This window comes from Cytobacillus sp. Hz8, assembly GCF_042263505.1.
Classification (GTDB): domain Bacteria; phylum Bacillota; class Bacilli; order Bacillales; family Cytobacillaceae; genus Bacillus_BE.
In genome coordinates, this window is the sequence record NZ_JBHKFI010000001.1 from 456,585 (window position 1) to 483,487 (window position 26,903).

The window sequence follows — 26,903 nt, forward strand, 5'->3', positions numbered from 1 at the left end:
AGTGAAAATTTTGAATTGCATTATTGTGTATACGAGCATGACTGGTAATACAGAAGCGATGGCCCTAGCTATTAAAGAAGGAATGCAAGATGCAAGAGTGAAGGTTGATGTTAAAGATTCATTGCAAGTATTTCCTCAGAATTTAATGGAGTATGATTGTGTTATATTAGGATCTTATACGTGGAATGATGGGGATCTACCTGATGAATTTCTAGATTTTTATGAGGAGATGGATCAATTAAATTTATCAGGAAAAATCGCGGCTGCTTTTGGTTCTGGAGATCAAACCTATCCAGCCTTTTGTCATGCAGTTGAGATTCTAACCGAAAAATTATCAGAACTAGGTGCTTTAGTAGTTCATAGCGGATTAAAAATGGAGCATGCTCCAGATGATAAAGGGGAAGAGCTATGCAGAGAGTTTGGGAGGCAATTGGCAGAATGCCTCATAAACGTTCAGCAACTATCTGTAATATAATCACTATGAAACAATAAACTGATCCAAAGATAATAATTGGATCAGTTTTTTTGCGGGGTTCTTCGGGCGAAATTTACAAATACAAATTTATCAGGTTGGTGTCGAGATTCCGTAAATGGAAAGAGGTAGTCAATAAAAATATTCTATTTAATTTCAAATATGTAACCTGAAAAACTTTTTTATGTTGATGTTAATGCAGGATAAATTCATTAAAAAGGCAAAAAATGCTAATATAATAAAGTTGTGTAGTAAAATCCCAAGGAGAAGTCAATGAATACGTTATCTAATTTGTTTCCCATTGCAGTTAATAAAACCAAACAGAAGGTTTATGAAGATTTGGAGCGATTCCTCGGAATGCAGGCGGAAATCCCTTTATTCGAGGAATATTTAAAAAAGAGAAATAATTATATCGATCAAGTCTGGATGAATGTTTGGATAAATAAAGCCTCAAATGATATTTCAAAAAAAGAAAAAAAGGAATTTCTAAGTAAGAAGGGATATGAGGTCGAAGGAGTAGACCGAAAAATAATCAATAAATTATTTCGAACAGAAATAAGAAATTATCAAGCTTATGATGTAAAAAAATGGGTTGTTGAGACCTTTAAGGGAAAGGAAGAGGAATGGAAAAATCTTTATAACAAAGCAAGGTTAGCTTATAAAAAAAGAGAAGAAGAGCGAATACTTGAAGAAAAAAGAAAAGAAGTCCGTCAACGGATAGAGGAAAAAGCACTGGAATCGAAAGAGAAAAATGCTGATATCTTTTATTTGTATATCAGATATCAAACAGGTAGGCAATTAGCTCATGACTTTCAATATAACACAAGATATCATTCCATTGATTCTTATCATTTGGGAGAAAAACTAATTCAAGAGGATCCTTTTGATGCTAGTTGTTATGAAAAAGTGTCCGATTTTTTTGATGAGCTTACCGGGGATGTTCATCAAATGGTGAATTGGGGAAGGTCTTATTATGAATATGAGAGTTATTATTATATTTATGAAAGGCTCATTGTTAGATATTTATTTGATTTTGTACCTGCGTTTTTATTAGAAACCGATCTCTTATTACAAGACTTATATAAGGAAGCAACCGGGGAAGGTCTTACTGCCGTAATCTTGATGGAAATGCTTGAAGATGTCCTCTTTGAAATGGCTGATGATTTTTTTGTGGATATTCAAGAAGAATATGTAACCGATTTATTAGCAGCTGCTGAAATATCTTTTGAGTCGCCAATACACCAAGCTCTTTACGAAAATCAAAAGGCCACATGGGCACAAAGAAAGGCTGAGAAGCTTGCTGAGCTTCAAAGAAAACAAGAGGAGGAAGCAAGGATTCTTGCAGACGTTTTTGGGCAGGAATATAGTCCAACAATGAGTCAAACGACCCGATATGTGCTTCATATTGGAGAGACCAATACAGGAAAGACGCATCACGCACTTGAAAGAATGAAACAGGCTCATTCTGGTATGTATCTTGCGCCATTAAGGCTATTGGCATTAGAGGTTTATGACAAATTAAATCAAGAGGGAGTTCCATGTTCATTAAAAACGGGTGAAGAGGAAAAAATCACGAGAAATGCGAACCATATCGCCTGTACAGTTGAAATGTTCCACGAAAAAGATTTTTATGATTGTATAGTCATTGATGAATCTCAATTGATTGCTGATCAGGAAAGAGGATTTTCGTGGTATAAAGCGATAACAAAAGCTCGTGCAAATGAAGTTCATATTATTGGTAGCCGGAATATCAAAAATTTAATGCTCCAGCTATTAGGCGATGCCAAAATGGATATTTACGATTATCATCGTGACATTCCTTTAGAGGTTGAAACGATTAGCTTCAGTTTAAATTCAACTAAAAAAGGGGACGCACTTGTTTGTTTTTCTAGAAAAAAGGTGTTGGAAATTGCCTCAAAACTTCAAAATCGTCATCGAGTAAGCATGATTTATGGAAGTATGCCTCCAGAAACAAGAAGAAAACAAATTGAGCGATTTATCAAAGGGGAAACAACGGTGATTGTTTCGACCGATGCCATTGGAATGGGAGTGAATTTACCGATTCGCAGGATAATCTTTTTAGAAAACGAGAAATTTGACGGGACGCGGCTGAGAAGATTAACTTCACAAGAAATGAAACAAATTGCTGGACGGGCAGGGAGAAAGGGCATTTATAATATAGGCAAGGTAGCTTTTACAAAGGAAATTTCCATCATGAGAGAATTATTACAGCAACCGGATAAACCTGTTGAAACCTTTACGATTGCTCCTACTAACCAAGTTTTTGAAAAATTTCAAAAGTATTATCATTATTTAGGTGAATTCTTTGAGCTTTGGGAGAGGTTTGATAATCCAAAGGGAACAATAAAAGCGACATTGACTCAGGAGCGGGAGCTGTATGAAATTGTTCGTGGTTCGGAAATAGAGGGACGATTGTCAATAATGGATCTCTATGGATTTTTACATTTACCTTTTTCTACAAAGGATTCTGGGTTGATAAGACAATGGCTTGAATCTGTGAAGGCGATTGTATCAGGGGAGGAATTTCCAGAGCCAATGATTAAAAGACGAACTCTGGAAGAGTTAGAACTGACTTATAAAGCAATCGGTCTCCATCTCTTGTTCTTGTATCGATTAAATCGGCGGACAGAAGCAATTTATTGGGAGAGAATTCGTGAAGAAATTAGTCATGATACGAATGAAAGCTTAAAAACTGAAGTGAAAAACTTCAGGAAAAAATGCAAAAGATGTGGACGAAGTCTCCCTCTAGATTTTTCCTTTACAATCTGTGACGCTTGTCATGAATTTCATTTTAAAAAGAGACATGATTAAAAATCAGTCTTATGAATAGTATAGGAATTATCCTGATGACAGTTGGTGTCATATTTGCAGCTCTTTAATTTTACAAGTAATAAAGGTACGAAATAATCGTATAAAACGATTTATTTCGTACCTTTTATTTTAAATAACATAAAGAAAAACGGATAGGAAATGGGCAAGGCTGCCAAGAAGGATAAAAATGTGAAAAATTTCATGGAAACCAAGATGCTTAAATTGGAGGAATTTTGGCTTTAGTCCGTAAATAATTCCACCAATCGTATAGAACACACCACCAAGAATCAATAAGAAAAGCCCGATAGAATTAATTCTTGCAGATAAAGGAGAAACAACAAAAATAATCATCCAGCCCATGGCAATATATAAAGCCGTTGACAACCATCTTGGACAATGGAACCAAATCATTTTAAATACAATTCCAAAAAAGGCGATGGCAGTAATAATGGAGAACAATACCCACCCAATCATTCCTTTTAGTGTAATCAGACAGAATGGGGTATAGGTGCCAGCAATTAACAAAAAGATCATCGAATGATCCAATCTTCTTAAAAAGGCAATGACTTTATCTTTCGCAATGACCATATGGTAGGTGGCTGAGGCCGAGTATAGTAAAATCATGCTAATGCCAAAAATGATGACGGCTGTTATAGCGAGTGGTGATCCTGTATGGATAGATGCTTTAATGACCATAGACAATAATGCAAAAAATGATAGAATAGCACCAGCTAAATGCGTTAAGCCATTAATTGGTTCCCGAATATAGATGCCCATTTATATCCTCCTAATATATGTAGTTTTGATAACTACTTATTATAATATACGTATTGTACTATGTAGTCAATGTTTACTTCTTCAAATAGATAGGTTAAAATCAAGGAGTAAATCAAAAGATTAGAGGGAGTCCTGTGGAAAATATACATGAATTTATCCAAGAGCTTGGCCTAGAAAATAATATTACTTTAGAGGATATTCCTGATATTGATCTATATATGGATCAGGTCATTCAATTGTTTGAAAATAAATTCAGCGGGTCCAAGCGAGATAGCAATGATAAGGTATTAACAAAAACGATGATCAACAACTATGCAAAAGGAAAGTTGTTTATTCCTATCAAAAATAAAAAGTATGCAAAGGAACACCTGATTTTAATTAGTTTGATTTATCAATTAAAAGGTGCACTTTCCATTAATGATATTAAGGTAACGTTAGATGGAGTGAATAATGATTTTCTTAAGGGAAGAGTAGATTTAGAAGAGCTTTATAATAGCTATCTTCATTTAGCAACCATCAATGTAAATAATTTCAAACAGGATTTTGTAAGTCGTGCCAGTGAATCTAGCAATGAAGTAAGTCAGTGGAATCACAAAGGTTCAGAGCCTTTAAATGATGTCCTCTTAATTGCTTCACTCGTGAATATAAGTAATATTTATCGACGCGCGGCAGAGAAACTAGTTGATCAATTAGTAGATCAGGATATTCCAAGCACAAAAAAAGGTTAGACAAGTAGGAAATCCCTCTTTTGTCTAACCTTTTTCTATTATGGCGAAATTAACATATGAAGTTTTATGGTTCCTTTTTGATTACCGATTATCAATTTTTTCGGGATATAAATCATGATTCATCAAGCGGTATTCGGCCATTTCCTCGTATTTCGTATCTGGTTTTCCATAGTTGGTATAAGGATCGATAGATATTCCTCCTCGAGGAGTGAATTTTCCCCAAACCTCAATATAATGAGGGTCCATTAATTCGATTAGATCATTCATAATAATATTCATGCAATCCTCATGGAAATCGCCATGGTTTCTGAAACTAAATAAATAAAGTTTTAAGGATTTACTTTCGACCATTTTTTTGCCTGGAATATAACTAATATAAATTGTAGCAAAATCAGGTTGACCTGTTTTAGGACAGAGACTTGTAAATTCCGGACAGTTAAATTTAACAAAATAGTCACGATTTGGATGTTTATTATCAAAGACTTCAAGGATTTCCGGGGAGTATTCAAATAAGTACTTTGTTCCCTGATTTCCTAATAGAGTAATATCCTTTAATTCTTCATCATTTCTTCCTTGCATAAAAAATCCTCCCATGATGCTCCGAATGAAACAGGGGAGGCTAGAGCTCTTGAAATAATAAAAACCATATCATTCTCGGATATGGTTACATTCAAAAACCATAGTTTTTTATAGAGGGTTTCAGCTATGAACCTCTCCCGTTCAAAAGGGTTCTTATTTAATAGACTTATTACTAATCATAAAAAATGAATAAGCCTCTGTCAATCCCTTTCAATAAAACTAGACCATATTTAAGGGTCTTTTTGTGATAGGAATTGGACCATTGACTGCTAATAATAAAAAAATATTATATATAAACTTTTATACAAAATTCGCCATTTCTCGGGAAATGACAAATGTCCTACAGTCAGTTCTCATAAAATGTTTTGTTTTTTTTCATAAAAAAATAAGAAACAATTGCCAAAATGATAATGATTAAAGAAGCTATTAATCCGAAGTGATGAGAAAAATCTCTTATAGAAGTCCATTTTTTTCCAAGTTCTCTGCCGATCGTTATAAAAAAGAATATCCAAATAAATCCCCCAGAATAGGCATAAAACGCAAATTTACGATATGCAAGCTTACTAATTCCTGCTAAATAGGCACTAATATATCTCACTCCTGGAATAAAATAACCAATAATTAAAATGAAAGGTCCGAATTTTTCGAAAAGTTTATGGGCTGAATTTATTTTTTTATGATCAATTCCAATTTTTGATCCGTATTTTTGTAAAAAAGGAGCTCCAAGCCAAATTCCTAACAGATAGCTCACGGTAATTCCGATAAATGCACCTATACATGCACAAATTAGAGCTAGGCCATAGACTAAGTTACCTGTGAAAATATTGTATCCAACATAAGTGAGAAGAAATTCATCCGGTAAAGGAAGACCAATTATCCCTCCAACAAGGGCAAGAATGATTCCCCAATAGCCGAAATGGGAAATCCAGTAATTTAACTGATGTTCCATGTAAACAGCTCCTTAAATTTAAAGCATGATCTAGGATGAGTTCATACGAAGATTATTGTATTTTGATTTGCATTTTTATTCAATATTAATAGGCACAAGAGAGATTAATTCTTCAATAAAAATTGATTAAAAATGCATGAAGATTTTAATTTGCTATTATATCCAAATATTTGTAATTAATACAAAAAGGCCCCTTATAAGAAAGAGACCTTTTATGTCAATATCATAGGTTCGAGATCCTTAATCGCTGAAAAGGTGCGCCTTTGAAAGGAAAGAGTTTCTTATTCCTCTTTCTTCAATCTTCCTGCTTCTTTCAGAGCTTTTTTTAAAAGGATTTCAATTTGGGCATTAACACTACGAAATTCATCGTCAGACCATTTTTCCAGTGCATCATAAATTTTAGGGTCTATTCGGAGCAAAAAGCGTTTTTTTTCAGCCACATAATCACAACCTTAATAAATGCTACCTGTATTTACGATTGGCTGATTTCCTTTTTCGGAAACTAATGCAACCATCAAATTATTGACCATTTGGGCTTTCTTTTCTTCATCTAAATCTACAACCCCTTCAGCACTCAATTGGTCAATAGCTGATTTTACCATAGAAACCGCCCCATCAACAATGACCTTACGTGCAGCAAGGACGGCTTTCGCTTGTTGTCTTTGTAACATGGAGGAGGCAATTTCACTTGAATAGGCAAGGTGCATAATTCTTGCTTCAATAATTTCAACTCCAGCAACAGATAATCTTTTTTGTAAGTCCTCTGTTAACTCATCTCCGACTTCATCAGAATGTTGTCTGAGGGAAATTTCATAATCATTGTTGAAGTTATCATATGGATACTGACTGGCGATATGACGTAAACCTGTCTCGCTTTGTGTATGAACAAATTTATGATAATCTTCCACATCAAAAACCGCTTTCGCTGAATTGACAACCTTATAGACAACCACAGCTGCAATTTCGATTGGATTTCCTTCTAAATCATTAACCTTTAGTTTGTCGCTATTAAAGTTGAGGACACGCAAAGAAACCTTATTACGATTGGTTAATGGAATAGTAAACCAAAAGCCTGCATGTTTAATTACACCTAAATAATTTCCAAACAGAGTGAATACCTTTGATTGATTTGGTTGCACAACTGCAAAGCCTGTTGAACCGATGATAATTATTACTCCCAATACAATGGTTAAAATTAACATTGAGACATTTTCAGTATCGATAAATTGTTTAAAGGAAAGAAGCGTTGCAGCAATAAAATAATAAAAACGATAGCACCTACATAGCCATTAAGTTTGAAAATATTTTTTTCATTCATATGGAACCCTCCTGAAAATAAAATATTAATTTGTTATCATTATGATATCAAATTTATATCAAAAATGATAGGGTATTTTATTTTTTATTGAAATAAAAAATGAAAATTCACAAAATTGTTGAACTAGAAAATAATCCATGATATTATCTTTTTATAAATTATTGAAACGGTGTTTTGTAATAGCGAACAAGATGGTGATTTCTAACTGAAAGCTTATTACTTCATCCACTTCATAGACACATATAAACGTTGTTTCAACGAAATTTTTTGGGGTATAGGGGGAGTTTTTTCAATGACTGAATACGTAAAAGTAGGAAACTTACAGGTAGCAGGATTGCTTTATGATTTTGTTAATAATGAAGCACTGCCTAAAAGCGGAGTAGATCGTGAAAAGTTTTGGGCAGAACTAGAAGTTCTCGTCCATGATTTAGCACCAAAGAATAAGCAATTATTGCAATTTCGTGATGAGATTCAAAGCAAGCTTAATAAGTGGCATATTGAAAACAAAGAAAACTTTGATTTTGAAGCTTATAAAACATTTTTAGAAAGCATTGGTTACCTTGAAAAAGAAGTCAAGGATTTCCAAATATCTACTAAAGGTGTAGATAATGAAATTGCGCTTCAAGGTGGTCCACAATTAGTGGTTCCTGTTGATAACGCACGCTATGCCATTAATGCAGCTAATGCTAGATGGGGAAGTCTTTACGATGCTTTATATGGTACAGATGCTATCAGTGAAGAGGATGGAGCAACAAGAGCAGGTGCCTATAACCCAATCAGGGGTGATAAGGTTATTCAATTTGCAAAAGACTTTTTGGATCAAGCTGCTCCATTAAAGGGTTATTCTCATAAGGAAGCAGCTAAATATACAATTGAAAATGGCAAACTTGTCGTTAAATTAATTAATGGTGAGAATGCTAGACTTGCAGATGAAAATAAATTTGTTGCTTATCAAGGGAATGTTGAAGAACCAACAGCTGTATTATTGAAAAATAATCGTTTGCATTTTGAAATTCAAATTGATTGGAATCATCCAATTGGAAAAACAGATAAAGCCGGAGTGAAGGATGTCCTTCTTGAAGCGGCTACAACTGCGATTATGGATTGTGAAGATTCGATTGCAGCTGTAGATGCTGAGGATAAAGTGGATGTCTATCGTAATTGGTTAGGACTCATGAAAGGAGATATCACAGCCACTTTTGTTAAAAATGGAAAAACTATGACGCGGGCTATGAATCCGGACCGTGTCTACAAGACAGTAAATGGTGGAGAACTTACACTTTCAGGAAGATCGATGATGTTTATCCGTAATGTGGGTCATTTAATGACTTCAGATGCGATATTGGACAGAAATGGTGAAGAAATTCCTGAAGGTATTATGGATGCAGTGGTAACTAGTTTAATTGCTAAGCACACATTAATAAGAAATGGTAAATATCAAAATTCAAAAAAAGGATCTATTTATATTGTCAAACCAAAAATGCATGGCTCTAAAGAGGTAGCATTTGCTTCGGAATTATTTGACCGGGTTGAGGATTTATTAGGTTTAGAAAGAAATACAATTAAGATTGGTGTAATGGATGAAGAACGAAGAACTTCATTAAATCTTAAAAATGCCATTTATGAAGTGAAAGATCGAGTTGTCTTTATTAATACCGGTTTCTTAGATCGTACAGGTGATGAAATGCATACCTCGATGGAAGCGGGTCCAATGATTCGTAAAAATGAAATGAAAAATACTACTTGGCTTCAATCTTATGAAAAATCAAATGTCTTTGTAGGCTTAAGTGCTGGATTTCAAGGAAAAGCGCAAATTGGAAAAGGAATGTGGGCGATGCCAGATTTAATGGCTGACATGATTAAACAGAAAATTGGTCACCTAAAGGCAGGGGCCAATACGGCATGGGTACCATCTCCAACTGCTGCAACTTTGCATGTCTTACATTATCATCAAGTAGATTTTAAAGAGGTTCAAGATGGATTAATCAAGGAATGCCAGGATGTTAAAGATGATATTCTAAAAATTCCAGTTGCAAAAAATCCTCATTGGTCACCTGAAGAAATCCAACAAGAACTTGATAATAATGCACAAGGTATTTTAGGTTATGTTGTCCGTTGGGTAGAGCAGGGTGTTGGTTGCTCTAAGGTTCCTGATATCAATAATATCGGACTTATGGAAGATCGTGCGACTCTCCGCATTTCTAGCCAACATATGGCGAACTGGCTCCATCATGGAATAAGTACAGAGGAACAAGTTTTTGAAACCTTTAAGCGGATGGCAAAAGTAGTGGATGAACAAAATGCAGGGGATCCTCATTATCATCCAATGGCACCGGACTATGAAAATTCTGTTGCTTTTCAAGCAGCTTGCGATTTAGTATTTAAGGGCTATGATCAACCGAATGGCTATACAGAGCCAATCTTACATCAACGCAGAATTGAAGCAAAAGCAAAATTTGCCGTTAAACAATAATTGTCAAGTATTGGAGGGCATTTTATTTTTTAGAATGCCCTCAGATAGTAGATGAAGATATTTTAGGAACCTTCACTATTTCTAAAAATTGAACTTAAGAATCGAGCATTAGAGGTGATAAATAGTGGAAAGGGAAAATATGGTTAAATCCGTTAGTCGTGCATTGGACATTATTTCAATCGTGAGTATGAAAAAGGGCGGGCTTGGAGTTACAGAAATTGCGAATCAAATGGATATTAATAAGAGCTCGGTCCACCGAATTCTTTCAACTCTTACAGAATATGGATATATTGAACAAGATATTGAAACAGGTCGTTATAAACTGGGCTATAAATTTTTAGAAATTAGTTCAAAGCTATTAGATTCAATTGATCTTCGTACAGAGGCAAGACCATTTTTACAAGTGCTTGAAACCGTTACAAATGAAGTGATTCATTTAGTAGTCTATGATCAAGGTGAGGTTGTCTATATAGAAAAACTGGAAGGCAATGAAACATTAAGAATGCATTCTAGAGTAGGGAAACGGGCTCCAATGCACTGCACTTCAGTAGGGAAAGCGATTTTAGCTCATTTGCCAACTAATGTAGTTCTGGAAATTATCAATCGAAAAGGGCTTCCTGCTCATACAAATCATACCTTTACGGATAAAGAAGAGTTTTTTCAGGAATTAGCAAAAATAAAGGAAAATGGCTATGCATTGGATTTAGAAGAAAATGAATATGGAATCATATGTATCGCAGTACCAATTTATGATCACTTAGGTAGAGTTGTCGCAGCTGTTAGTATTTCAGGACCTTCAATAAGAATGATACCGAATAGGCTCGATGAATTAAAAGATAGATTAATCGAGATTGGAAGGAAAATTTCTGAACGACTTGGGTATGTGAACCGATAAAGCATTAAGCCCTCTTTTTAGAAGGATGGTAGCCTATTTTCTCTATATTGTTCCTGGTCATTTAAAGAAAACTCGCCGATTGGCGAGCCTTCAGGCGAAGACAGAGGCGTAGTTCACCGAAAAAAGAAAAGCGCTTTTTTCGGCTGCGAAGCATCTCTCGGAAGCCTCCCTTTGTGCACTTATACTTAATTCCTAAAATTGGCTTCTACGTCGAATTTTCATCATTGCTGCCAATTTATACTTTCTTTAAGTATAAAAAAATCAAGAGGATGATCCTCTTGATTCTTATTGATATCTTAATGCATCTAGTGAACTTAAATTTGCTGCTTTATTGGCTGGAAATATTCCGAAAATGATTCCGATAAGGACAGAGAAGGTTACGGCAATGGCTACAGAAATCCAAGAAACTGCCACAGCTAAATCTAAAATTCCAGATAAAAGCTGTGCGCTGCCGATGCCCAGTGCAACTCCAAGAATACCACCTAATCCACTTAATACAATAGCTTCAATTAGAAATTGTGTAAGAATGTCTATCTTCTTAGCCCCAAGTGCCTTTCTGATTCCTATTTCCCTTGTTCTTTCAGTCACTGATACAAGCATGATATTCATTATGCCAATCCCGCCAACAATTAAGGATATTCCGGCAATTCCAGCCAGAAGCATGGTCATTGTTTCAGTGACAGAGGAAAGTGCTTCCGCAATATCAGCTTGGTTACGGACATTATATTTTGTATCATCCTGATTAAATTGGTTGTACAATATTCGTTCAATTTTTGCCATTCCCAATTCTACTGTACTTTCAGATTTCATTAAAACATCAGCACTTGTAATAGTTGTTTGTCCAAGAAATCGTTGAGCAGTGGAGAAAGGAATGAGGACTTGATCATCAATTGAACCCTGCAATTTCTCTCCCTTAGAGGCAAGAATGCCAATGACCTTAAAGGAAGTTCCATCTATTTTAATTGTATTTCCGATTGGATTTGTAAAACCAAATAGATCAGAAGCCACATTAGATCCGAGTAATATGACTTTGTTTCGATTGTCTTCATCAATTGGCAAAATAAATCTTCCTGATTGAACATGGGTGTCTTTTACTTCTTCATAGGAAGGGGTAATGCCGATAATCGATACATCATCAGATGAGGTGTTACCGTTTTTTAAGGTACCACTACCTGAGACTGTTGGTGAGACTGCATTCACTTCAGGTAGATCCTTCAATGACATGAGTTCATCATAATCAACGACTTCTTCATCGGCATTTCCTTGGAGCGAAATGGAAACCATTGTTGTCCCTAAGCCAGAAACTTCATCAGCGACTGATTTGGAAGCACCTTGGCCAAGAGAAGTCAAAGTGATAACGGCAGCAACTCCAATGATAATACCAAGCATTGTCAAAATGGATCTTAATTTGTTGGCAATAATGTTTTGGAAGGCAATTTTTATTGCTTGACTTGTTTTCAATGAATCAATGCCTCCTCATGTTCTGATATTTTTCCATCCTGAATATGAATAATACGTTTAGCTTGTCTTGCGATGTCAAGGTCATGAGTAATTAAAATGATCGTATGTCCCTGTTTATTTAAATCCTTCATTAAGTTCAATACATATGCCCCTGTTTTACTGTCTAGTGCACCTGTTGGTTCATCTGCCAGTAAAATTGGAGGATTTCCAGCGAGAGCACGCGCAATGGCAACACGTTGCTGCTGCCCACCTGATAATTCAGTTGGTTTATGTCCAGCCCTGTCGATAAGTCCAACCTTTTTTAAGGCAGAGAGGACAATTTCTCTGCGTTCACTGTTATGCATTCCGCGATAAATAAGTGGCAACTCCACATTTTCATAGGCAGTTTGCTTAGCAAGAAGGTTAAAGGATTGAAAAATAAAACCAATTTTTTGATTTCGTACATCAGCTAATTGCTTATTTTTTAAAGAAAAGACATTCTTCCCCTCTAAAATATATTCACCTGAATCTGGCAGATCCAGGCAGCCAATCATATTCATTAATGTTGATTTGCCAGACCCTGAAGAACCTATTATGGCGATGAAATCCCCTTTATTAACAGTAAAACTAACATCATCAAGAGCCTTTACCGTTTCTCCGCCAAGGGAATAATATTTACATAAATGGTTAATTTGCACGATAGGCTGTTCCTTCATTATTTATTATTCCCTCCTTGGCTTCCACCAAATGAACCGCCTTGGGATTGCAAATTGCCACCTTTACGCATGCCTCCACCTGGGAATCCACCTTGTTGAACTTTACTTGTGCTAGAATCACTACTAATGGATGGTAAAATAACCTCGTCTCCTTCAGCTAGTCCACTAATAATTTCAGCTACTTCATCATTTTGCAAGCCAACCTCAACCTCTTGTTGGGTCCGTTGAGTTTGGGGTCCTAGCTGAGAATCGCTGCCACTACTTTCATTTTTGGACTTTATTGTTTTGGACTCTTGTGCATCGGCAATTCTTACATAATATTTATCCCCTTGTTTTTGAACCGCTTCAATTGGTACAGTAAGTACATCATTTTTACTATTTGTCGTAATCGTTGCTTCTGCGGTCATCCCAATTTTTATTCCTTTAGGATTACTTATTTTTACATGAACAGCAAACTTGGCTACAGAGCTGTCTGAATCTTCATTTGCTTCCTTTGCCACACTGGTTACAGTTCCTGTAAATGTTTTATCAGGGAGGGCAGAAACTTCCACCTTAGCCTTCTGTCCAACTTTTACTTTTGAAATATCTAGTTCATCAATATTGACAATCATTTCAAGATTATTGTAATTAGTGATACCAACCAATTCCGTTGCAGGTGAAACATTTTGATTTTCTTCAACATTTAATGAAGTAATTTCTCCAGAAAATGGAGCTTCAATCGGATTGATATCCCCGTTAAAGGTAATTAAGTCATCACCTTCTTCAACAGTATCACCTTCACTTACATGCACTTTATTTACTGTTCCATTTTTTTTTGCAGTCAATATTTCTTTATGAATGGCGGATATATTGCCTGTCCCACTTACAGTAACCGTTACGTCGCCTTTCTCCGCAATGGCGGTTTGTGTTTGGGCAACAACCGTATTTTTGCTTTCGTTCTTCTTATTGATAAAGTAATAGGTGCCGCCTCCGATTCCTATGATCAAGACAACAATTACGATATTAATAATCCATTTTTTCAATTTTCTACTTCCTTTCTTTTTAATGGAATAAGTCCTAGAGTAGAGCTTTATATTGTGAAGTTATACCGAAAAAGGTTCAGCTAAAGTTCTTTAATTAAGGATATTAGGCGGATATGAAAAAATTATGAACAGTGGTTAAATAAACTGTGAATGAATTGAGAAAAGTTCAGGCATTAATTGGGGGAGAAAAGAAGGGACAAAAAAACGGCCATCCTAAGATGGCCGTTTATACAGTTATTCTTTTAAGATCTTACTGGATCTCTTCCAGCAGCTTTATCTTTTCCAAATTGCTTGCGGATAAATGGAATTACATAATAATCAAGTCCAAATCTTCCTGCATTTGCTCCAGCCACAAGAATAAATATAGTTAATAATACCATTTGGCCGTTTGTACTTACTGTTCCAGAGAATAAGAAAGAAAAGTTCATAACGGCTGCAAAGAAGGCAGCTGCAGTTGTTAAACAACCTAAAATTAAGCCTAACCCAACTAAAAATTCACCAATTGGAATTAATGTACTAAATAAATGTGCATTTGGAAGAGCAAAATGTTCTAGAAATGCTCCCCACCAGCCTTGAACACTTGGATGGTCACCAGTTGCTCCTGCTAATGCTCCTTTTAAAAATCCTGATGCATCAAATCCATCAGCAAATTTATGATAGCTTGCGGTAATCCACTCATAGCCTAAATATAAACGGACTAGGAGCAATAGTGCAGAAGCTATAACGTTTTCTCTTAAAAATTTTACTACCATGATTTTCTCATCCTTTCACCTTAGAAAAGGTATTAATGATTACATCTATAAGATAACAGAATGGACAAGCTAAATGTTGAATAAGTGATTTAGTTCACAAAGTTGTAATAGCATATTGACAAACTTATGAATAGTGGTAATGTCTGAAAAATTAATAAAATATAAAAAAGGATGTATGATCAACATCCTTTTTACGCTGGATTAACTGTAATATTTGCTGATATTCATTCTTTTATTCAAGTGGGTTTTTTCAATAATTTCTTTCTATCACAAAGTTTACCAGATCAGAACGATAGATGGTTGTGGAATATTCGATAATGGAACCATCATTTAAGTAGGCATATGTTTCAAGTGAAAAGCAGGGAGATCCCTTACTAATACGTAATAAATTAGCAAATTCAAGATTTGCCATTACAAGTTCTAATTGCTCCACTGTTTTTTTTATGGGCAGCTGATATTGTGTTTGTAAAATATTATATAGTGATTTTTCACAAGCATCTTTGTTTAGACCGGGAGTCTTTTTCCACGGCAGATAGGCTATTTCATATTGCAAGGGTTCTCCATTCACATAGCGAATTCGAACAAGCTTATTGACAGGATCTCCTTCTGCAATATTAAATATTTTCTCAAGAAATCCACTGGCTGGAATGACATCCAGACTAACGACTTTTATTGCTGGCTTATAACCTTGCATCATGATTTGTTCAGAAAACTGCCCAACCGTTGCTGTTAAGTTTTGTTTGACTTTATTTGCAGCTACAAATGTGCCTTTCCCTTGCTTACGATAGACATAACCTTCTATTGTTAATTGCTGCAATGCTGTACGAATGGTTGTCCGACTTACCCCATATTTTTGGCAAAATTCTGCCTCAGTTGGTAACTTAGTATTTGGTTTAAATTCACCTGATGAGATTAAGTTGACAATAGCATTCTTAACTTGAATATGTAGGGCATTCTCTTCATTACCTATCTCCATCAAAAACCCTCCAAAAAAGTTCTTTTATAGTTTTATATCATAGATTGAAGAAGGAGCCAATATATATATACTAAAGTTGTAGTAACAAATTTAAATTTGTATTGATTTTGTAAGTTTCAGTTATTACAACATAAACAAAGCAGCAGGAGTTTTGACATACTTTTACTAAAGCGCTTACAAAATAAAAAAAAGGGAGGTAATGGAGAAAAAAACTTTATCTAATTATGTATATGATTTTTTTTGAAGTAATAAATAACAGAATTGTCAAAAAATAACTTGCAATTATTATTTCTTGTTATGTAAGGGGATGGAAGATTGAATATTTTACTTTGTTGTTCTGCAGGTATGTCTACGAGCTTATTAGTATCTAAGATGGAGCGAAGTGCAAAAGTGCAGGGGATTGATTGTAAGATTTGGGCAGTAGGGTCCAACGACATTTCCAATCATTTTGATCAGGCAGATGTTATTCTTCTTGGTCCTCAGGTTCGTTTTCTCCTTTCTAAATTAAAAAAAGAAGGAGAACGAAAGGGAATTCCAGTTGAAGCGATTAACCAAGTGCATTATGGACTTTGTAATGGGGAAGAGGTTTTACGGCAAGCAATAAATCTAATAAAGGGGAAATAGGACATGAATATAATTGAAAAATATATTATGCCATTTGCCAATAAGCTAGGAAACCAAAGACATTTGCTGGCAATTCGTGATGCTCTAGTTGGAATGATTGCAATTACGATTATCGGATCATTAGCTACCTTGTTAAATAATCTTGGTCAGGTTCCGGGGATTGGAAAGTATTATCAAAAATTGATGGAAAGTATTTTTGGACCGACCTGGGGAACTCTTTTCAGTGATATATGGTGGGGAACACTTGCATTTTTTACGATCTTTGCCGTTATTGGTGTCTCCTATAAACTTGCGAAATCTTATGGAGATGATGGATTTGAAGCAATGCTGGTTGCAGCAGCCTGTTTCTTTTTACTTGTTCCTCAGACCGGAAATGTAACGATTACTCCTGAAGGTGGTGACGCAGTTTCAGGTGGAGCGTGGGGGTTTATTAGTTGGAACTATTTTAATGCGACCGCTCTTTTCACTGGGATAATTGTGGCCATTGTTGCAACTGAAATTTTTGTACGTTTATCAAAAGTAAAGGGACTCATTATTAAATTACCGGATGGTGTTCCTCCAGCAGTTTCTCGTTCATTTGCGAAGCTTGTTCCGGGAATGTCTACGATTTTCATTGTCTCTTTATTAGGTCTTCTTTTACGTAAATTTATTAGTGATGGCATGTACTTTAATGATTGGTTAAATAAAGTATTAGTCACTCCTCTTACTGGCGCAGTAGATTCCATGCCATTTGCCTTATTAATTGTGCTATTAGTTCATGGTTTCTGGGCAATTGGATTGCATGGCCCCAATATTTTAGGTGGCATCACATCACCGCTTCTCGAAAAACTTGGTCAGGAAAACATTATTATGTATGCAAAAGGAGGAGCCAATTTAGATCAATATCATATCTTGGCTGGAAAGTTCTTAGATGCCTTTGTGTATTTGGGAGGATCCGGAGCGACTTTAGGCCTTATTATTGCTATGTTCATAACAGCTAGAAAAAGGAATAAACAAATTCTTGCTTTAAGTACAGGTCCTGGGGTTTTCCAAATTAATGAGCCGATTCTCTTTGGTCTTCCAGTTGTGCTAAATCCACTATGGATTATTCCTTTCGTATTAGGTCCCATTATTATGACGATTGTTGCATATATCAGTATCAGTCTAGGTCTTGTACATCCAATTGTTGCGGATATCCCTTGGGTTACTCCTGCTATTATCGGAGGTCTTATGGCTACGGGAGGACACATATCTGGTGCGATATTAGCGGCAGTTAATTTAGTCATTTCCATTGTGGTCTATCTTCCATTTGTTATCATTCAGGGTCGGATGGACTCGAAAAGAATTCAGGAGCAGACACAGGGTAATGACACTACCTTAAATATATAAGTGAGCGTGGGAAATCATGAAAAAAGAGGAGCTTTATCAGTTAGCATTTCAATTAATTTTACACAGTGGAAATGCAAGAAGCAGTGCAATGGAAGCTATGCAAGCAGCTAAAAAAGGGGATTTCTCTTTGGTAAAATGTAGATTAGCAGATTCAGATAAGGAATTAATTGAGGCCCATCAATTACAAACGAAGCTCATGCAAAACGAGGCAGCTGGTGAAAAGTATGATATTCCTATCATTCTTGTTCATGCCCAAGATCATGTAATGACAGCAATGACCTTAAAGGAAATGGCAGATGAAATTATCGAGCTATGGCAAGAAATAACTAGGCAAAGAAAGTAAGGGGAATTAGCATGAAACAAGGATTAAAAATTACCACAATTGGCGGAGGATCCAGCTATACGCCAGAGTTGATAGAAGGTTTTATTAAGTATCATCATGAGCTACCAGTTCGTGAAATTTGGTTAGTTGATGTCTTAGAAGGGAAGAAAAAATTAGAAATTGTTGGGAATTTAGCGAGACGGATGGTCAAACAAGCTGGTGTCCCGATTGAGATTCATCTTACTCTTAATCGGAGAGAAGCTTTAAAAGATGCGGATTTTGTCACCACTCAATTTCGTGTTGGAAGGCTGGAAGCAAGAGCCAAGGATGAAAAAATCCCTTTGGCTCATGGCGTACTAGGGCAAGAGACAAACGGACCAGGAGGATTATTTAAAGCATTAAGGACGATTCCGGTGATTCTAGAAATATGCCGTGAAATGAAGGAGCTTTGTCCAAAGGCATGGCTTATCAATTTTACCAATCCGGCAGGGATGATCACGGAAGCGGTTCTTCGCTATAGCCCGATTAAGCAGGTGGTTGGACTTTGTAATGTTCCAATCGGGATGGAAATGGGCGTTGCAAGATTATTGGATGTTGATCATGAACGGGTTCGTATTCATTTTGCTGGATTGAATCACATGGTGTATGGATTAGATGTTTTTGTTGATGGAATCAGTGTGAAGGATCAAGTTATTGATTTAATTACGAATCCGAAAAATACCATAACAATGAAAAACATTCATGCAATGGGGTGGGAACCGGAATTCTTAAGGGCATTAAACCTTTTACCTTGTCCTTATCATAACTATTATTACAAATCTGGTGAGATGCTTGCAAAGGAATTGAAGAATGCGAAAGACGGAGGAACGCGTGCAGAAATTGTCAAACAACTGGAGGAAGAATTATTTGAGCTTTATAAAGATCCGGACCTTGCTATAAAGCCTCCACAACTAGAACAACGCGGTGGTGCTTACTATAGCGAAGCAGCTGTTCGATTGATTCATTCGATGTATACAGATAAAAGGGATATTCAAGCTGTGAATACAAGAAATAATGGAGCAATTGCAAGTATTCCAAATGAATCCGCTGTTGAAGTAAGTTGTGTAATTACGAAGGAGGGACCAAGCCCAATTGTGATCGGGGATCTCCCCGTTCCGGTTCGCGGTTTAGTGCAACAAATTAAGTCTTTTGAACGTGTTTCCATTGAAGCAGCGGTTATGGGAGATTATGATACGGCACTTCTTGCGATGACGATTAATCCATTGGTTCCAAGTGACCGAGTAGCAAAAGAGATTCTAGATGAAATGTTAGTAGCTCATAAAGACTATCTCCCTCAGTTCCATTAATGGAAGGAAGATCATAAAATGATCCAATTAATTGTCAATGCAGATGATTTTGGGCTTTCTAAAGGAGTCAATTATGGCATTTTGGAAGTGCACAAAAATGGAATCGTCAATTCTGCCACCATGTTAATGAATGGATTAGGAACGAATCATGCGATTGAAATGGCGAAAGAGCATCCTTCGTTAAAAGTAGGTATTCACTTAGTTGTCACTTATGGGAACCCTTTATCTAAGAATGTCTCAAGTTTAATCAATCAAGACGGAAGATTTAAATCACAAGCGCAAATTTTGGCAGCCAATGATCTTGATTTAGATGAGCTTGAACAGGAATGGTCATCACAAATTGATGCTTTTTTGAAAACAGGGTTAAGACCAACTCATATCGACAGTCATCATCATATTCATGGATTAAAAGAGTTTTATCCAGTCGTTCAATATCTTTCCGACAAATATCAACTGCCAGTAAGAAATATTTCTCATGCGTTTACACATATTCTCTCTTTTTCAGATGTATTTTTGGATACTTTTTATGGGGAAGGAGTTACACCAGATTTTTTTAGAGGGCTAGCAGACACAAGTGAAGATGGAAGGATTGTAGAAGTCATGTGTCATCCAGGGTACGTTGATCATGAATTGCTGCGAGAATCTTCGTATAATATTGCCAGAATAAATGAAACATCGATATTAACAAGTATTCATTTGTCGGGAAAAATTAAACTGCTTTAAAAGAAGGCTACCATCAGTGGGGAGCTGTTTAATCTTGTAGAAAATAGTTAGCTAAAGAAGGAAGCTAGCTTTAGTGCTTACAAGTGTTTATTTCCACTGATGGTTTTTTCTAGGCATTGATTGGCGTAATTTCTACATTAATAACTCCAGCACTCGGGGATATGCCTAATGCTTCAAAAGCAACCCGATGAAGACTAATTTTATTAGCTGGGTAATTTGGTACTTCATCCACGACCGTTACTTCCACTTCGGTATATGGTGTGACTGAGATGTTTTTCACCTTTAGACGTTGCCCACATTGGAAGGGACTATTTCTTCCAACTGCAGCTGTCATATTATGATTGAATGACCACGGGATGCTGCATTTAGTGGTCATTCCACCCCAAGTCCATGTTGCCTTTCCTTTTATAGGAGTCTCAAGGGTCCGTCCATATGGGACATAAAAGTAAGGGTAGGGTGGTTGAGAATAGACGCTATACATCGGAGAGTATAATGGCTGACTGCAACAAACAGGATAGTGTAAAACTGGGTTATAATAGTACATTTATCTTCTTCATTCCTCTCTTCATTTTATGAATGATTGGGTATTATATTTTACATTATGAAGAAGGGTGAAAAATGAAACTTGTCTATGCCCTAGTATTTGAGAAGCCTCAGTTTAGCTTAAGACTATTTTCTTCAGCCCGATGAATCGTATGTAATTTTACTTCCCTTGGCAGAACAAGAAAATAAAAGAAGACGATGAGAATAAGTAAAATTCCAATGGCATAATAAAGAGTATTGATATTTACAATAGAAGGAATTAATAAAATCTAACGAAATGAGTGGATTCAAAAATTATGGGAAGATTATTAGCAGGAATAGAAATATTTTGATTTTGATAAAAATCTGAGCACAAAGGCTCAGATTTTTTTTATCATAAAGAAATTCAGATTAAATATCTCAAGTAAATATATATGGATGAAAGAATGATGGATAATATCATCAATGGAAATCCGTACATTAGGTATTTAGCAAATGTAATTTTATGCCCCTCAGCTGCTGCAAGGCCAGCAACTACCAAGTTGGCACTGGCACCAATTAAGGTTCCGTTTCCACCTAAGCAAGCTCCAAGTGCCAAACTCCACCAAAGGGGTTCCAAGTTGGATATCCCCATTGAACCCATCTCATGAATAAGAGGAATCATGGTGGCAACAAATGGAATATTGTCCACAAAAGCAGAAGCTAAAGCACTAACCCATAAAATAAGAAATGTGGTTTTATCTAAGCTCCCTTGTGTCAGATGTAAGGCACTTTTGGCTAATGAGCTGATAACACCAGTTTCCACTAAACCGCCAACGATGACAAATAAGCCAATGAAAAAGAAGAGGGTTGTCCACTCTACACGTTCAAGTGAATATTCCAGATGTTTCTCTCCAGTAATCATTAACAGTAAAAAGGCTCCAAATAAAGCAATTGTAGCCGATTCAATATGTATATATTGGTGGACAAAAAATCCGCAAATCGTAATCGTAATAACAAAAAGGCATTTTGTTAAAAGTAAAGAATCTGTTAATTCACTCTTTTCATCACTTTTCATTAACTCAAGCTTTAATTCGTTTGTTGTTTTAAGTTGCTTTCTAAAAATCAACGCAAAAATAGCAATGGTCACAATTAAAATGACAATGCAAATACCAGCAAGATTATTAATGAAATCTAAAAAGGAAAGCTCTGGCACAGCACTACCTATCATAATATTAGGAGGATCCCCAATCATTGTGGCCGTTCCGCCAATATTAGAAGCCATGATTTGTGATAATAAAAAAGGCATAGGATTTACTTTCAGCTTAGAAGTAATACTCAATGTAACAGGAATAACAAGTAAAACTGTTGTTACATTATCAAGAAAAGCAGAAGCAAATGCAGTTAATAAGGCCAATAGTATTAGGATTTTTAACGGATCCCCTTTAGCAATCTTCGCTGTTTTAATCGCTAAATATTTAAATACTCCTGTTTGAGCGGTAATCGACACAATTATCATCATCCCGATTAAAAGCCCAATCGTATTAAAATCAATATGATGAAGGGCTGTTTCCTGATCGATAACCCGAAGCATAATTAACATAATTCCACCAAAAATGGCGACGATAGTGCGGTGAATTTTTTCAGTAATAATGACAGCATAGGTGATTAAAAAAATTATGACTGCCAGAAGGGCTTGACTATCCATTTAATTTTTTCACTTCCTGAATGTAAAATTAGCGTGTCAAAGTATAGGATAAGTATACCACATAGGGATTATTTTCATTTTTTCAAGAAAGATTGATTTTTTTTTCGATATGATAAAAGAAAGTGGAGAAAAGTAAAATTGTGGAATTCACCATTTCCTCTTTTTTTTGAAATTGAAAAAATACAAAAGAAAATAAACTAAAACACTTGCTAATCTCTCGAAAGATAGGATAATAATTGAGAAGGATTTTGTCACATCTTGTCAATTATTGAGTGCGAGATTTTGTGAAGAATTCAAAAAAACGATCATTCATGTTTTATTTGAACATAATTAAGCATCGTTCAAGGTATAACCTTTTAATCTGTTAAGGGAAAGGAGAATCTAAATGGCAGAAAATCCAATTATTCGATTTGAAGGCGTCACAAAACAATATGATGATGATCCAGTCGTGTTGGATAATGTTAGTTTTGAAATTGAGCGAGGGAAATTTTATACATTACTAGGACCTTCCGGTTGTGGGAAAACCACGATACTTCGAATTATTGCCGGCTTTATAGAACCAACTAAAGGCAAAGTCTATCTTCATGGAAAGGTTATTAATAATATTCCCGCTAATAAACGTCAAGTTAATACTGTATTTCAGGATTACGCCTTATTCCCACATTTAAATGTATTTGAAAATGTGGCTTTTGGTTTGCGTATAAAAAAGATGAAAGAAAATGTTATTCGTGAAAAGGTGAAGGAAGCCCTGCGTTTTGTTAACCTTGTAAACTATGAGACAAGAGAAATTAGTGAAATGTCTGGTGGTCAAAGGCAAAGGGTCGCTATTGCCCGTGCAATTGTGAACGAACCAGAGGTGATTCTTCTTGATGAACCATTATCAGCACTGGACTTAAAGCTAAGGACAGAAATGCAGTATGAGTTAAGAGAATTACAGCGCAGATTAGGGATTACCTTTATTTTTGTAACTCATGATCAAGAAGAAGCGCTTGCGATGTCAGATGAGATTTTTGTCTTAAACAATGGGAAAATTGAACAAAGCGGAACACCGACTGATATTTATGATGAACCGATTAATCGTTTTGTTGCTGACTTTATTGGAGAATCCAATATTGTTTCAGGAAAAATGATTGATGATTTTTTTGTTGAATTTGGCGGAAAGGAATTTCAATGTGTTGATAGAGGATTTCATAAGAATGAACCTGTTGAGGTTGTCATTCGTCCAGAGGATTTGGAGATTACCACTTTAGGTAATGGAAAGCTTAGTGTAAGAGTGGATTCCCAGTTATTCCGTGGAGTTCACTATGAAATTTGTTGCTATGATGAGACAGGGAATGAGTGGCTAGTCCATTCAACGAAGAAGGCGAATGTCGGTTCAGAAATTGGGCTTAATTTTGATCCAGAGGCCATCCATGTTATGCGTTTTGGGGAGACAGAAGAAGAGTTTGATCGACGCTTGGAAGCATATGAAGAGGTCCATCATGCAAAATAGAACCAAAAACCTTTATACGATTCCCTATCTTTTATGGATTTTACTTTTTGTTATTGCTCCTATCCTTCTCATCATTTATTATTCTTTGTTTGATATTGAAGGACATTTGACGCTAGCAAACTATAAGAAATTTTTTACGCCTGTCTATATGAACATGACGGTAAGTTCGTTTTGGTATGCGTTTTTGATTACATTTTTTTCTTTACTTATTGCTTATCCAACCGCCTATCTGTTGACAAAAACAAAGCATAAACAGCTTTGGCTCTTGCTTATTATTTTGCCGACTTGGATTAATTTACTTTTGAAAGCATACGCTTTTATTGGAATATTTGGTACGTTTGGAATGGCTAATGCTTTTCTAGAATTGATTGGTATTGGAACAAAGCAAATATTATTTACGGATTTTAGCTTTATTTTTGTTTCTGTTTATATTTTTATTCCGTTCATGATTTTACCAATCTTTAACTCATTGGAAAAATTTAATTCTTCTTTGATTGACGCAGCAAGTGACTTAGGAGCATCAGGGTGGACAACTTTTCGCCGCGTTATCTTTCCATTGACGATTGACGGGGTAAAGTCGGGATGTCAGGCCGTATTTATCCCAGCATTATCCTTATTCATGATTACAAGATTGATTGCTGGGAATCGCGTCATTACGTTAGGGACGGCCATTGAACAACATTTTCTAGTCACTCAGGATTGGGGCATGGGGGCAACTATTGCCGTATTCTTAATTATTGCGATGGCAGTCATTATGATATTGACAGGAAATCGGAAGTGAGGGATGAAATATGAGAGGAAAAAGAACACTTGCCAATACCTATTTAATCATCATTTTCATTCTTTTATATGCTCCGATTTTCTATTTAATGTACTATTCCTTTAATAAAGGAGGTACTATGAGTGGATTTGATGGCTTTACATTTGAATGGTATAAAGAGGTATTTGCAGATACTCGTTTATTTATTATCTTTTTAAACACGCTTATTATTGCTCTTCTTTCTTCTGCTTTTGCGACAATCATCGGTGTATTTGGGGCATTAATGATATCGTCAACGAAAAAGCGAAGAATCAGAAATACATTGCTGACCTTTAATAATGTTCTTATTGTCAGCCCAGATGTTATTATAGGTGCTTCATTTTTAATCTTTTTTACGATTTTGGGTATCAAGCTTGGATTCACGTCTGTGCTTTTATCTCATATTGCTTTTAGCATCCCCATTGTTGTTTTAATGGTGCTACCGAAAATTCAGGAGATGAGCACAACATTAATTGATGCTGCCCGGGACTTAGGGGCAAGTAGTTTTCAAGTGATTACCAAGGTTGTTTTACCATATATATCACCAGGGATATTTGCTGGCTTTTTTATGGCATTAACATATTCACTGGATGATTTTGCCGTAACCTTTTTTGTAACAGGAAATGGATTTTCAACGTTATCTGTAGAGATCTATTCGCTAGCAAGACAAGGGATTTCATTAACCATTAATGCCCTATCGACATTAATCTTCCTATTTACGATTTTACTAGTTATTGGTTATTACTTTATTAATCAACTAAATCATCGGCCAAAAAGAATGGGGGCGAGAAAATGAAGAATCTCATTCGTGCGTTTGCTGCCATTATGATCGTTGCGGTGGTTTTGCTTTTTACCACTTCTCGGCTCAATTCGAGTCAAGGCTTTTCAAGCAAGGATACGTTAACTGTCTATAACTGGGGGGACTATATTGACCCGGATCTAATAAAGAAGTTTGAGAAGCAAACAGGATTAAAGGTGATTTATCAAACCTTTGATTCGAATGAAGCAATGATGACAAAAATAGCTCAAGGAGGAACGACCTTTGATGTTGCCGTTCCATCGGAATATGCCATTAGTAAAATGAAGGAAGACGATTTGCTTCTTCCATTAGATCATGCAAAAATTCCAAACTTAAAATATATTGATCCACGGTTCTTAAATTTATCTTTTGATAAAAATAATCAATATTCGATCCCATATTTTTGGGGGACGGTTGGGATTGTTTATAATCCTGAAATGCTCGGAGGAAAGAAAATTACAAGTTGGAATGACCTCTGGGATAAAAGTCTTAAAAATCAAATTTTGCTTGTCGATGGAGCCCGTGAGGTTATGGGGATGGGACTAAATAGCCTGCATTATTCTTTAAATGATACAAATGAAGAGCATTTAAAAGAGGCTAAGAAAAAGCTCGATCGCTTGACGCCAAATATAAAAGCAATTGTCGGGGATGAAATTAAGATGCTTCTTGCAAACGAAGAAGCCGCAATTGGTCTTGTATGGTCCGGTGATGCAGCGGAAATTATGTGGGAAAATGAAAAGCTAGATTATGTCGTTCCAAAAGAAGGATCCAATTTGTGGTTTGATAATATGGTGATTCCAAAAACGGCGAAAAATATTAAAGGGGCCCATGAGTTCATTAACTTCATGCTTGATCCAAAAAATGCTGCGCAAAATACGGAGTATGTTGGTTATTCGACACCAAATAAAAAGGCACTTCAGTATTTGCCAAAGGATATTTCTAAAGATACTCGATTTTATCCAGATTCAGAAATGACAAGTAAATTGGAAGTATATGAAAACCTGGGGAAAAAGATGCTGGCACATTATAATGAGCTCTTCCTTGAGTTTAAAATGCATAAAAAATAATAAGATTTATCGTGAAGAGGGCTGACTAAAGGGATCAGTCCTTTTTTTTGTACGTTAAGAAAGCATAAATTGGCAGCAAAGAAGGAACTCGACGTAGTGACCAATTTTAGGAATTAAGTATAAGGGCATAAGGGAAACTTCCGAGAGACGCTTCGCAGCCGAAAAAAGTGCTTTTCTTTTTTCGGTGAACTACGCCTCTGTCTTCGCCCTTAGGGGCTTGCCAAT

27 protein-coding genes are annotated in these 26,903 nt (G+C 35.8%); 14 read left to right on the top strand and 13 right to left on the bottom strand.

Features of this window, described 5'->3' with window-relative positions; genetic code table 11:
* Nucleotides 1-10 precede the first annotated feature (10 nt).
* Nucleotides 11-475 (top strand): flavodoxin, encoded by a 465-nt coding sequence (locus tag ACE38V_RS02235; protein WP_375839504.1) that lies wholly within the window; start codon nt 11-13, stop codon nt 473-475.
* Nucleotides 476-745: 270 nt separating this feature from the next.
* Nucleotides 746-3,304 (top strand): helicase-related protein, encoded by a 2,559-nt coding sequence (locus ACE38V_RS02240; protein WP_375839505.1) that lies wholly within the window; start codon nt 746-748, stop codon nt 3,302-3,304.
* Nucleotides 3,305-3,433: 129 nt separating this feature from the next.
* On the opposite strand, the gene trhA is transcribed toward ACE38V_RS02240, so the two are convergent.
* Nucleotides 3,434-4,081 (bottom strand): PAQR family membrane homeostasis protein TrhA, encoded by a 648-nt coding sequence (gene trhA, locus ACE38V_RS02245; RefSeq protein ID WP_375839506.1) that lies wholly within the window; start codon nt 4,079-4,081, stop codon nt 3,434-3,436.
* A gap of 134 nt (nt 4,082-4,215) precedes the next feature.
* Between trhA and ACE38V_RS02250 the strand changes: the two genes are divergently transcribed.
* Nucleotides 4,216-4,809 carry a DUF1836 domain-containing protein gene (locus ACE38V_RS02250; RefSeq protein WP_375839507.1) on the top strand — a complete coding sequence of 198 codons (594 nt, stop codon included), beginning with the start codon at nt 4,216-4,218 and terminating at the stop codon, nt 4,807-4,809.
* A gap of 81 nt (nt 4,810-4,890) precedes the next feature.
* On the opposite strand, the gene queF is transcribed toward ACE38V_RS02250, so the two are convergent.
* From queF to ACE38V_RS02275, 5 genes are all read right to left on the bottom strand, one after another.
* Nucleotides 4,891-5,388, bottom strand: coding sequence for a preQ(1) synthase (queF, locus tag ACE38V_RS02255; RefSeq protein ID WP_375839508.1), 498 nt, complete (start codon nt 5,386-5,388; stop codon nt 4,891-4,893).
* 346 nt (nt 5,389-5,734) lie between these two features.
* Nucleotides 5,735-6,337, bottom strand: coding sequence for a DedA family protein (locus ACE38V_RS02260; RefSeq protein ID WP_375839509.1), 603 nt, complete (start codon nt 6,335-6,337; stop codon nt 5,735-5,737).
* Nucleotides 6,338-6,618: 281 nt separating this feature from the next.
* Nucleotides 6,619-6,777 carry a type II toxin-antitoxin system antitoxin gene (locus ACE38V_RS02265; RefSeq protein WP_375839510.1) on the bottom strand — a complete coding sequence of 53 codons (159 nt, stop codon included), beginning with the start codon at nt 6,775-6,777 and terminating at the stop codon, nt 6,619-6,621.
* Between the two features lie 12 nt (nt 6,778-6,789).
* Nucleotides 6,790-7,539, bottom strand: coding sequence for an SPFH domain-containing protein (locus tag ACE38V_RS02270; RefSeq protein ID WP_375839511.1), 750 nt, complete (start codon nt 7,537-7,539; stop codon nt 6,790-6,792).
* Entirely contained in the window at nt 7,533-7,655 is a 123-nt protein-coding gene (locus tag ACE38V_RS02275) for a DUF4006 family protein (protein WP_375839512.1), read from the bottom strand. The genes ACE38V_RS02270 and ACE38V_RS02275 overlap by 7 nt, the downstream gene beginning before the upstream one ends.
* 292 nt (nt 7,656-7,947) lie before the next feature.
* Here ACE38V_RS02275 and ACE38V_RS02280 point away from each other — a divergent pair, with 292 nt between their 5' ends.
* On the top strand, nt 7,948-10,128 hold the full coding sequence (locus tag ACE38V_RS02280; protein ID WP_375839513.1) for a malate synthase G: 2,181 nt from the start codon (nt 7,948-7,950) through the stop codon (nt 10,126-10,128).
* Between the two features lie 124 nt (nt 10,129-10,252).
* On the top strand, nt 10,253-11,023 hold the full coding sequence (locus tag ACE38V_RS02285) for an IclR family transcriptional regulator (RefSeq protein WP_375839514.1): 771 nt from the start codon (nt 10,253-10,255) through the stop codon (nt 11,021-11,023).
* 285 nt (nt 11,024-11,308) lie between these two features.
* On the opposite strand, the gene ACE38V_RS02290 is transcribed toward ACE38V_RS02285, so the two are convergent.
* The 5 genes from ACE38V_RS02290 to ACE38V_RS02310 form a co-directional block, all read right to left on the bottom strand.
* Nucleotides 11,309-12,484 carry an ABC transporter permease gene (locus ACE38V_RS02290; RefSeq protein ID WP_375839515.1) on the bottom strand — a complete coding sequence of 392 codons (1,176 nt, stop codon included), beginning with the start codon at nt 12,482-12,484 and terminating at the stop codon, nt 11,309-11,311.
* A complete protein-coding gene (locus ACE38V_RS02295; RefSeq protein ID WP_375839516.1) occupies nt 12,481-13,179 on the bottom strand; it encodes an ABC transporter ATP-binding protein in 699 nt (232 codons plus the stop codon). Before ACE38V_RS02295 ends, ACE38V_RS02290 begins: the two co-directional genes overlap by 4 nt.
* The gene (locus tag ACE38V_RS02300) at nt 13,179-14,201 is read right to left on the bottom strand and encodes an efflux RND transporter periplasmic adaptor subunit (protein ID WP_375839517.1); all 1,023 of its coding nucleotides are present in this window, start codon (nt 14,199-14,201) and stop codon (nt 13,179-13,181) included. Before ACE38V_RS02300 ends, ACE38V_RS02295 begins: the two co-directional genes overlap by 1 nt.
* Nucleotides 14,202-14,443: 242 nt before the next feature.
* Nucleotides 14,444-14,953 carry a DoxX family membrane protein gene (locus ACE38V_RS02305; protein WP_375839518.1) on the bottom strand — a complete coding sequence of 170 codons (510 nt, stop codon included), beginning with the start codon at nt 14,951-14,953 and terminating at the stop codon, nt 14,444-14,446.
* Nucleotides 14,954-15,203: 250 nt separating this feature from the next.
* Nucleotides 15,204-15,929: a GntR family transcriptional regulator gene (locus ACE38V_RS02310; RefSeq protein ID WP_375839519.1), complete on the bottom strand. Its 726-nt coding sequence runs from the start codon at nt 15,927-15,929 to the stop codon at nt 15,204-15,206.
* Nucleotides 15,930-16,244: 315 nt separating this feature from the next.
* Between ACE38V_RS02310 and ACE38V_RS02315 the strand changes: the two genes are divergently transcribed.
* The 5 genes from ACE38V_RS02315 to chbG are packed head-to-tail and all read left to right on the top strand — an operon-like array spanning nt 16,245 to nt 20,312.
* A complete protein-coding gene (locus ACE38V_RS02315) occupies nt 16,245-16,553 on the top strand; it encodes a PTS sugar transporter subunit IIB (RefSeq protein ID WP_375839520.1) in 309 nt (102 codons plus the stop codon).
* 3 nt (nt 16,554-16,556) lie between these two features.
* Nucleotides 16,557-17,921, top strand: a complete 1,365-nt coding sequence (locus ACE38V_RS02320) for a PTS sugar transporter subunit IIC (RefSeq protein WP_375839521.1) — start codon at nt 16,557-16,559, stop codon at nt 17,919-17,921.
* 16 nt (nt 17,922-17,937) lie between these two features.
* On the top strand, nt 17,938-18,264 hold the full coding sequence (locus tag ACE38V_RS02325) for a PTS sugar transporter subunit IIA (protein ID WP_375839522.1): 327 nt from the start codon (nt 17,938-17,940) through the stop codon (nt 18,262-18,264).
* A gap of 11 nt (nt 18,265-18,275) precedes the next feature.
* Entirely contained in the window at nt 18,276-19,589 is a 1,314-nt protein-coding gene (locus ACE38V_RS02330; RefSeq protein WP_375839523.1) for a 6-phospho-beta-glucosidase, read from the top strand.
* An 18-nt stretch (nt 19,590-19,607) separates the two neighbouring features.
* Nucleotides 19,608-20,312, top strand: a complete 705-nt coding sequence (chbG, locus tag ACE38V_RS02335) for a chitin disaccharide deacetylase (protein ID WP_375839524.1) — start codon at nt 19,608-19,610, stop codon at nt 20,310-20,312.
* A 109-nt stretch (nt 20,313-20,421) separates the two neighbouring features.
* Here chbG and ACE38V_RS02340 read toward each other — a convergent pair whose 3' ends face one another.
* On the bottom strand, nt 20,422-20,856 hold the full coding sequence (locus tag ACE38V_RS02340) for a hypothetical protein (protein WP_375839525.1): 435 nt from the start codon (nt 20,854-20,856) through the stop codon (nt 20,422-20,424).
* A 384-nt stretch (nt 20,857-21,240) separates the two neighbouring features.
* On the bottom strand, nt 21,241-22,521 hold the full coding sequence (locus tag ACE38V_RS02345) for an ArsB/NhaD family transporter (protein WP_375839526.1): 1,281 nt from the start codon (nt 22,519-22,521) through the stop codon (nt 21,241-21,243).
* Nucleotides 22,522-22,906: 385 nt separating this feature from the next.
* On the opposite strand from ACE38V_RS02345, the gene ACE38V_RS02350 reads away from it, so the two are divergent.
* The 4 genes from ACE38V_RS02350 to ACE38V_RS02365 are packed head-to-tail and all read left to right on the top strand — an operon-like array spanning nt 22,907 to nt 26,678.
* On the top strand, nt 22,907-24,013 hold the full coding sequence (locus ACE38V_RS02350) for an ABC transporter ATP-binding protein (protein ID WP_375839527.1): 1,107 nt from the start codon (nt 22,907-22,909) through the stop codon (nt 24,011-24,013).
* The gene (locus ACE38V_RS02355) at nt 24,003-24,794 is read left to right on the top strand and encodes an ABC transporter permease (protein ID WP_375839528.1); all 792 of its coding nucleotides are present in this window, start codon (nt 24,003-24,005) and stop codon (nt 24,792-24,794) included. The genes ACE38V_RS02350 and ACE38V_RS02355 overlap by 11 nt, the downstream gene beginning before the upstream one ends.
* A 10-nt stretch (nt 24,795-24,804) precedes the next feature.
* Nucleotides 24,805-25,608 carry an ABC transporter permease gene (locus ACE38V_RS02360; RefSeq protein ID WP_375839529.1) on the top strand — a complete coding sequence of 268 codons (804 nt, stop codon included), beginning with the start codon at nt 24,805-24,807 and terminating at the stop codon, nt 25,606-25,608.
* Nucleotides 25,605-26,678, top strand: coding sequence for an ABC transporter substrate-binding protein (locus ACE38V_RS02365; RefSeq protein WP_375839530.1), 1,074 nt, complete (start codon nt 25,605-25,607; stop codon nt 26,676-26,678). The genes ACE38V_RS02360 and ACE38V_RS02365 overlap by 4 nt, the downstream gene beginning before the upstream one ends.
* The last annotated feature ends 225 nt before the right edge of the window (nt 26,679-26,903 follow it).

Excerpts from the sequence above, each read along its gene's own strand:
- ACE38V_RS02240 (WP_375839505.1), top strand. The coding sequence starts at position 746 with ATGAATACGTTATCTAATTTGTTTCCCATTGCAGTTAATAAAACCAAA.
- trhA (WP_375839506.1), bottom strand. The coding sequence starts at position 4,081 with ATGGGCATCTATATTCGGGAACCAATTAATGGCTTAACGCATTTAGCT.
- queF (WP_375839508.1), bottom strand. The coding sequence starts at position 5,388 with ATGCAAGGAAGAAATGATGAAGAATTAAAGGATATTACTCTATTAGGA.
- ACE38V_RS02260 (WP_375839509.1), bottom strand. The coding sequence starts at position 6,337 with ATGGAACATCAGTTAAATTACTGGATTTCCCATTTCGGCTATTGGGGA.
- ACE38V_RS02270 (WP_375839511.1), bottom strand. The coding sequence starts at position 7,539 with ATGTTAATTTTAACCATTGTATTGGGAGTAATAATTATCATCGGTTCA.
- ACE38V_RS02275 (WP_375839512.1), bottom strand. The coding sequence starts at position 7,655 with ATGAATGAAAAAAATATTTTCAAACTTAATGGCTATGTAGGTGCTATC.
- ACE38V_RS02280 (WP_375839513.1), top strand. The coding sequence starts at position 7,948 with ATGACTGAATACGTAAAAGTAGGAAACTTACAGGTAGCAGGATTGCTT.
- ACE38V_RS02295 (WP_375839516.1), bottom strand. The coding sequence starts at position 13,179 with ATGAAGGAACAGCCTATCGTGCAAATTAACCATTTATGTAAATATTAT.
- ACE38V_RS02305 (WP_375839518.1), bottom strand. The coding sequence starts at position 14,953 with ATGGTAGTAAAATTTTTAAGAGAAAACGTTATAGCTTCTGCACTATTG.
- ACE38V_RS02310 (WP_375839519.1), bottom strand. The coding sequence starts at position 15,929 with ATGGAGATAGGTAATGAAGAGAATGCCCTACATATTCAAGTTAAGAAT.
- ACE38V_RS02320 (WP_375839521.1), top strand. The coding sequence starts at position 16,557 with ATGAATATAATTGAAAAATATATTATGCCATTTGCCAATAAGCTAGGA.
- ACE38V_RS02325 (WP_375839522.1), top strand. The coding sequence starts at position 17,938 with ATGAAAAAAGAGGAGCTTTATCAGTTAGCATTTCAATTAATTTTACAC.
- ACE38V_RS02330 (WP_375839523.1), top strand. The coding sequence starts at position 18,276 with ATGAAACAAGGATTAAAAATTACCACAATTGGCGGAGGATCCAGCTAT.
- chbG (WP_375839524.1), top strand. The coding sequence starts at position 19,608 with ATGATCCAATTAATTGTCAATGCAGATGATTTTGGGCTTTCTAAAGGA.
- ACE38V_RS02340 (WP_375839525.1), bottom strand. The coding sequence starts at position 20,856 with ATGTACTATTATAACCCAGTTTTACACTATCCTGTTTGTTGCAGTCAG.
- ACE38V_RS02345 (WP_375839526.1), bottom strand. The coding sequence starts at position 22,521 with ATGGATAGTCAAGCCCTTCTGGCAGTCATAATTTTTTTAATCACCTAT.
- ACE38V_RS02350 (WP_375839527.1), top strand. The coding sequence starts at position 22,907 with ATGGCAGAAAATCCAATTATTCGATTTGAAGGCGTCACAAAACAATAT.
- ACE38V_RS02355 (WP_375839528.1), top strand. The coding sequence starts at position 24,003 with ATGCAAAATAGAACCAAAAACCTTTATACGATTCCCTATCTTTTATGG.
- ACE38V_RS02360 (WP_375839529.1), top strand. The coding sequence starts at position 24,805 with ATGAGAGGAAAAAGAACACTTGCCAATACCTATTTAATCATCATTTTC.
- ACE38V_RS02365 (WP_375839530.1), top strand. The coding sequence starts at position 25,605 with ATGAAGAATCTCATTCGTGCGTTTGCTGCCATTATGATCGTTGCGGTG.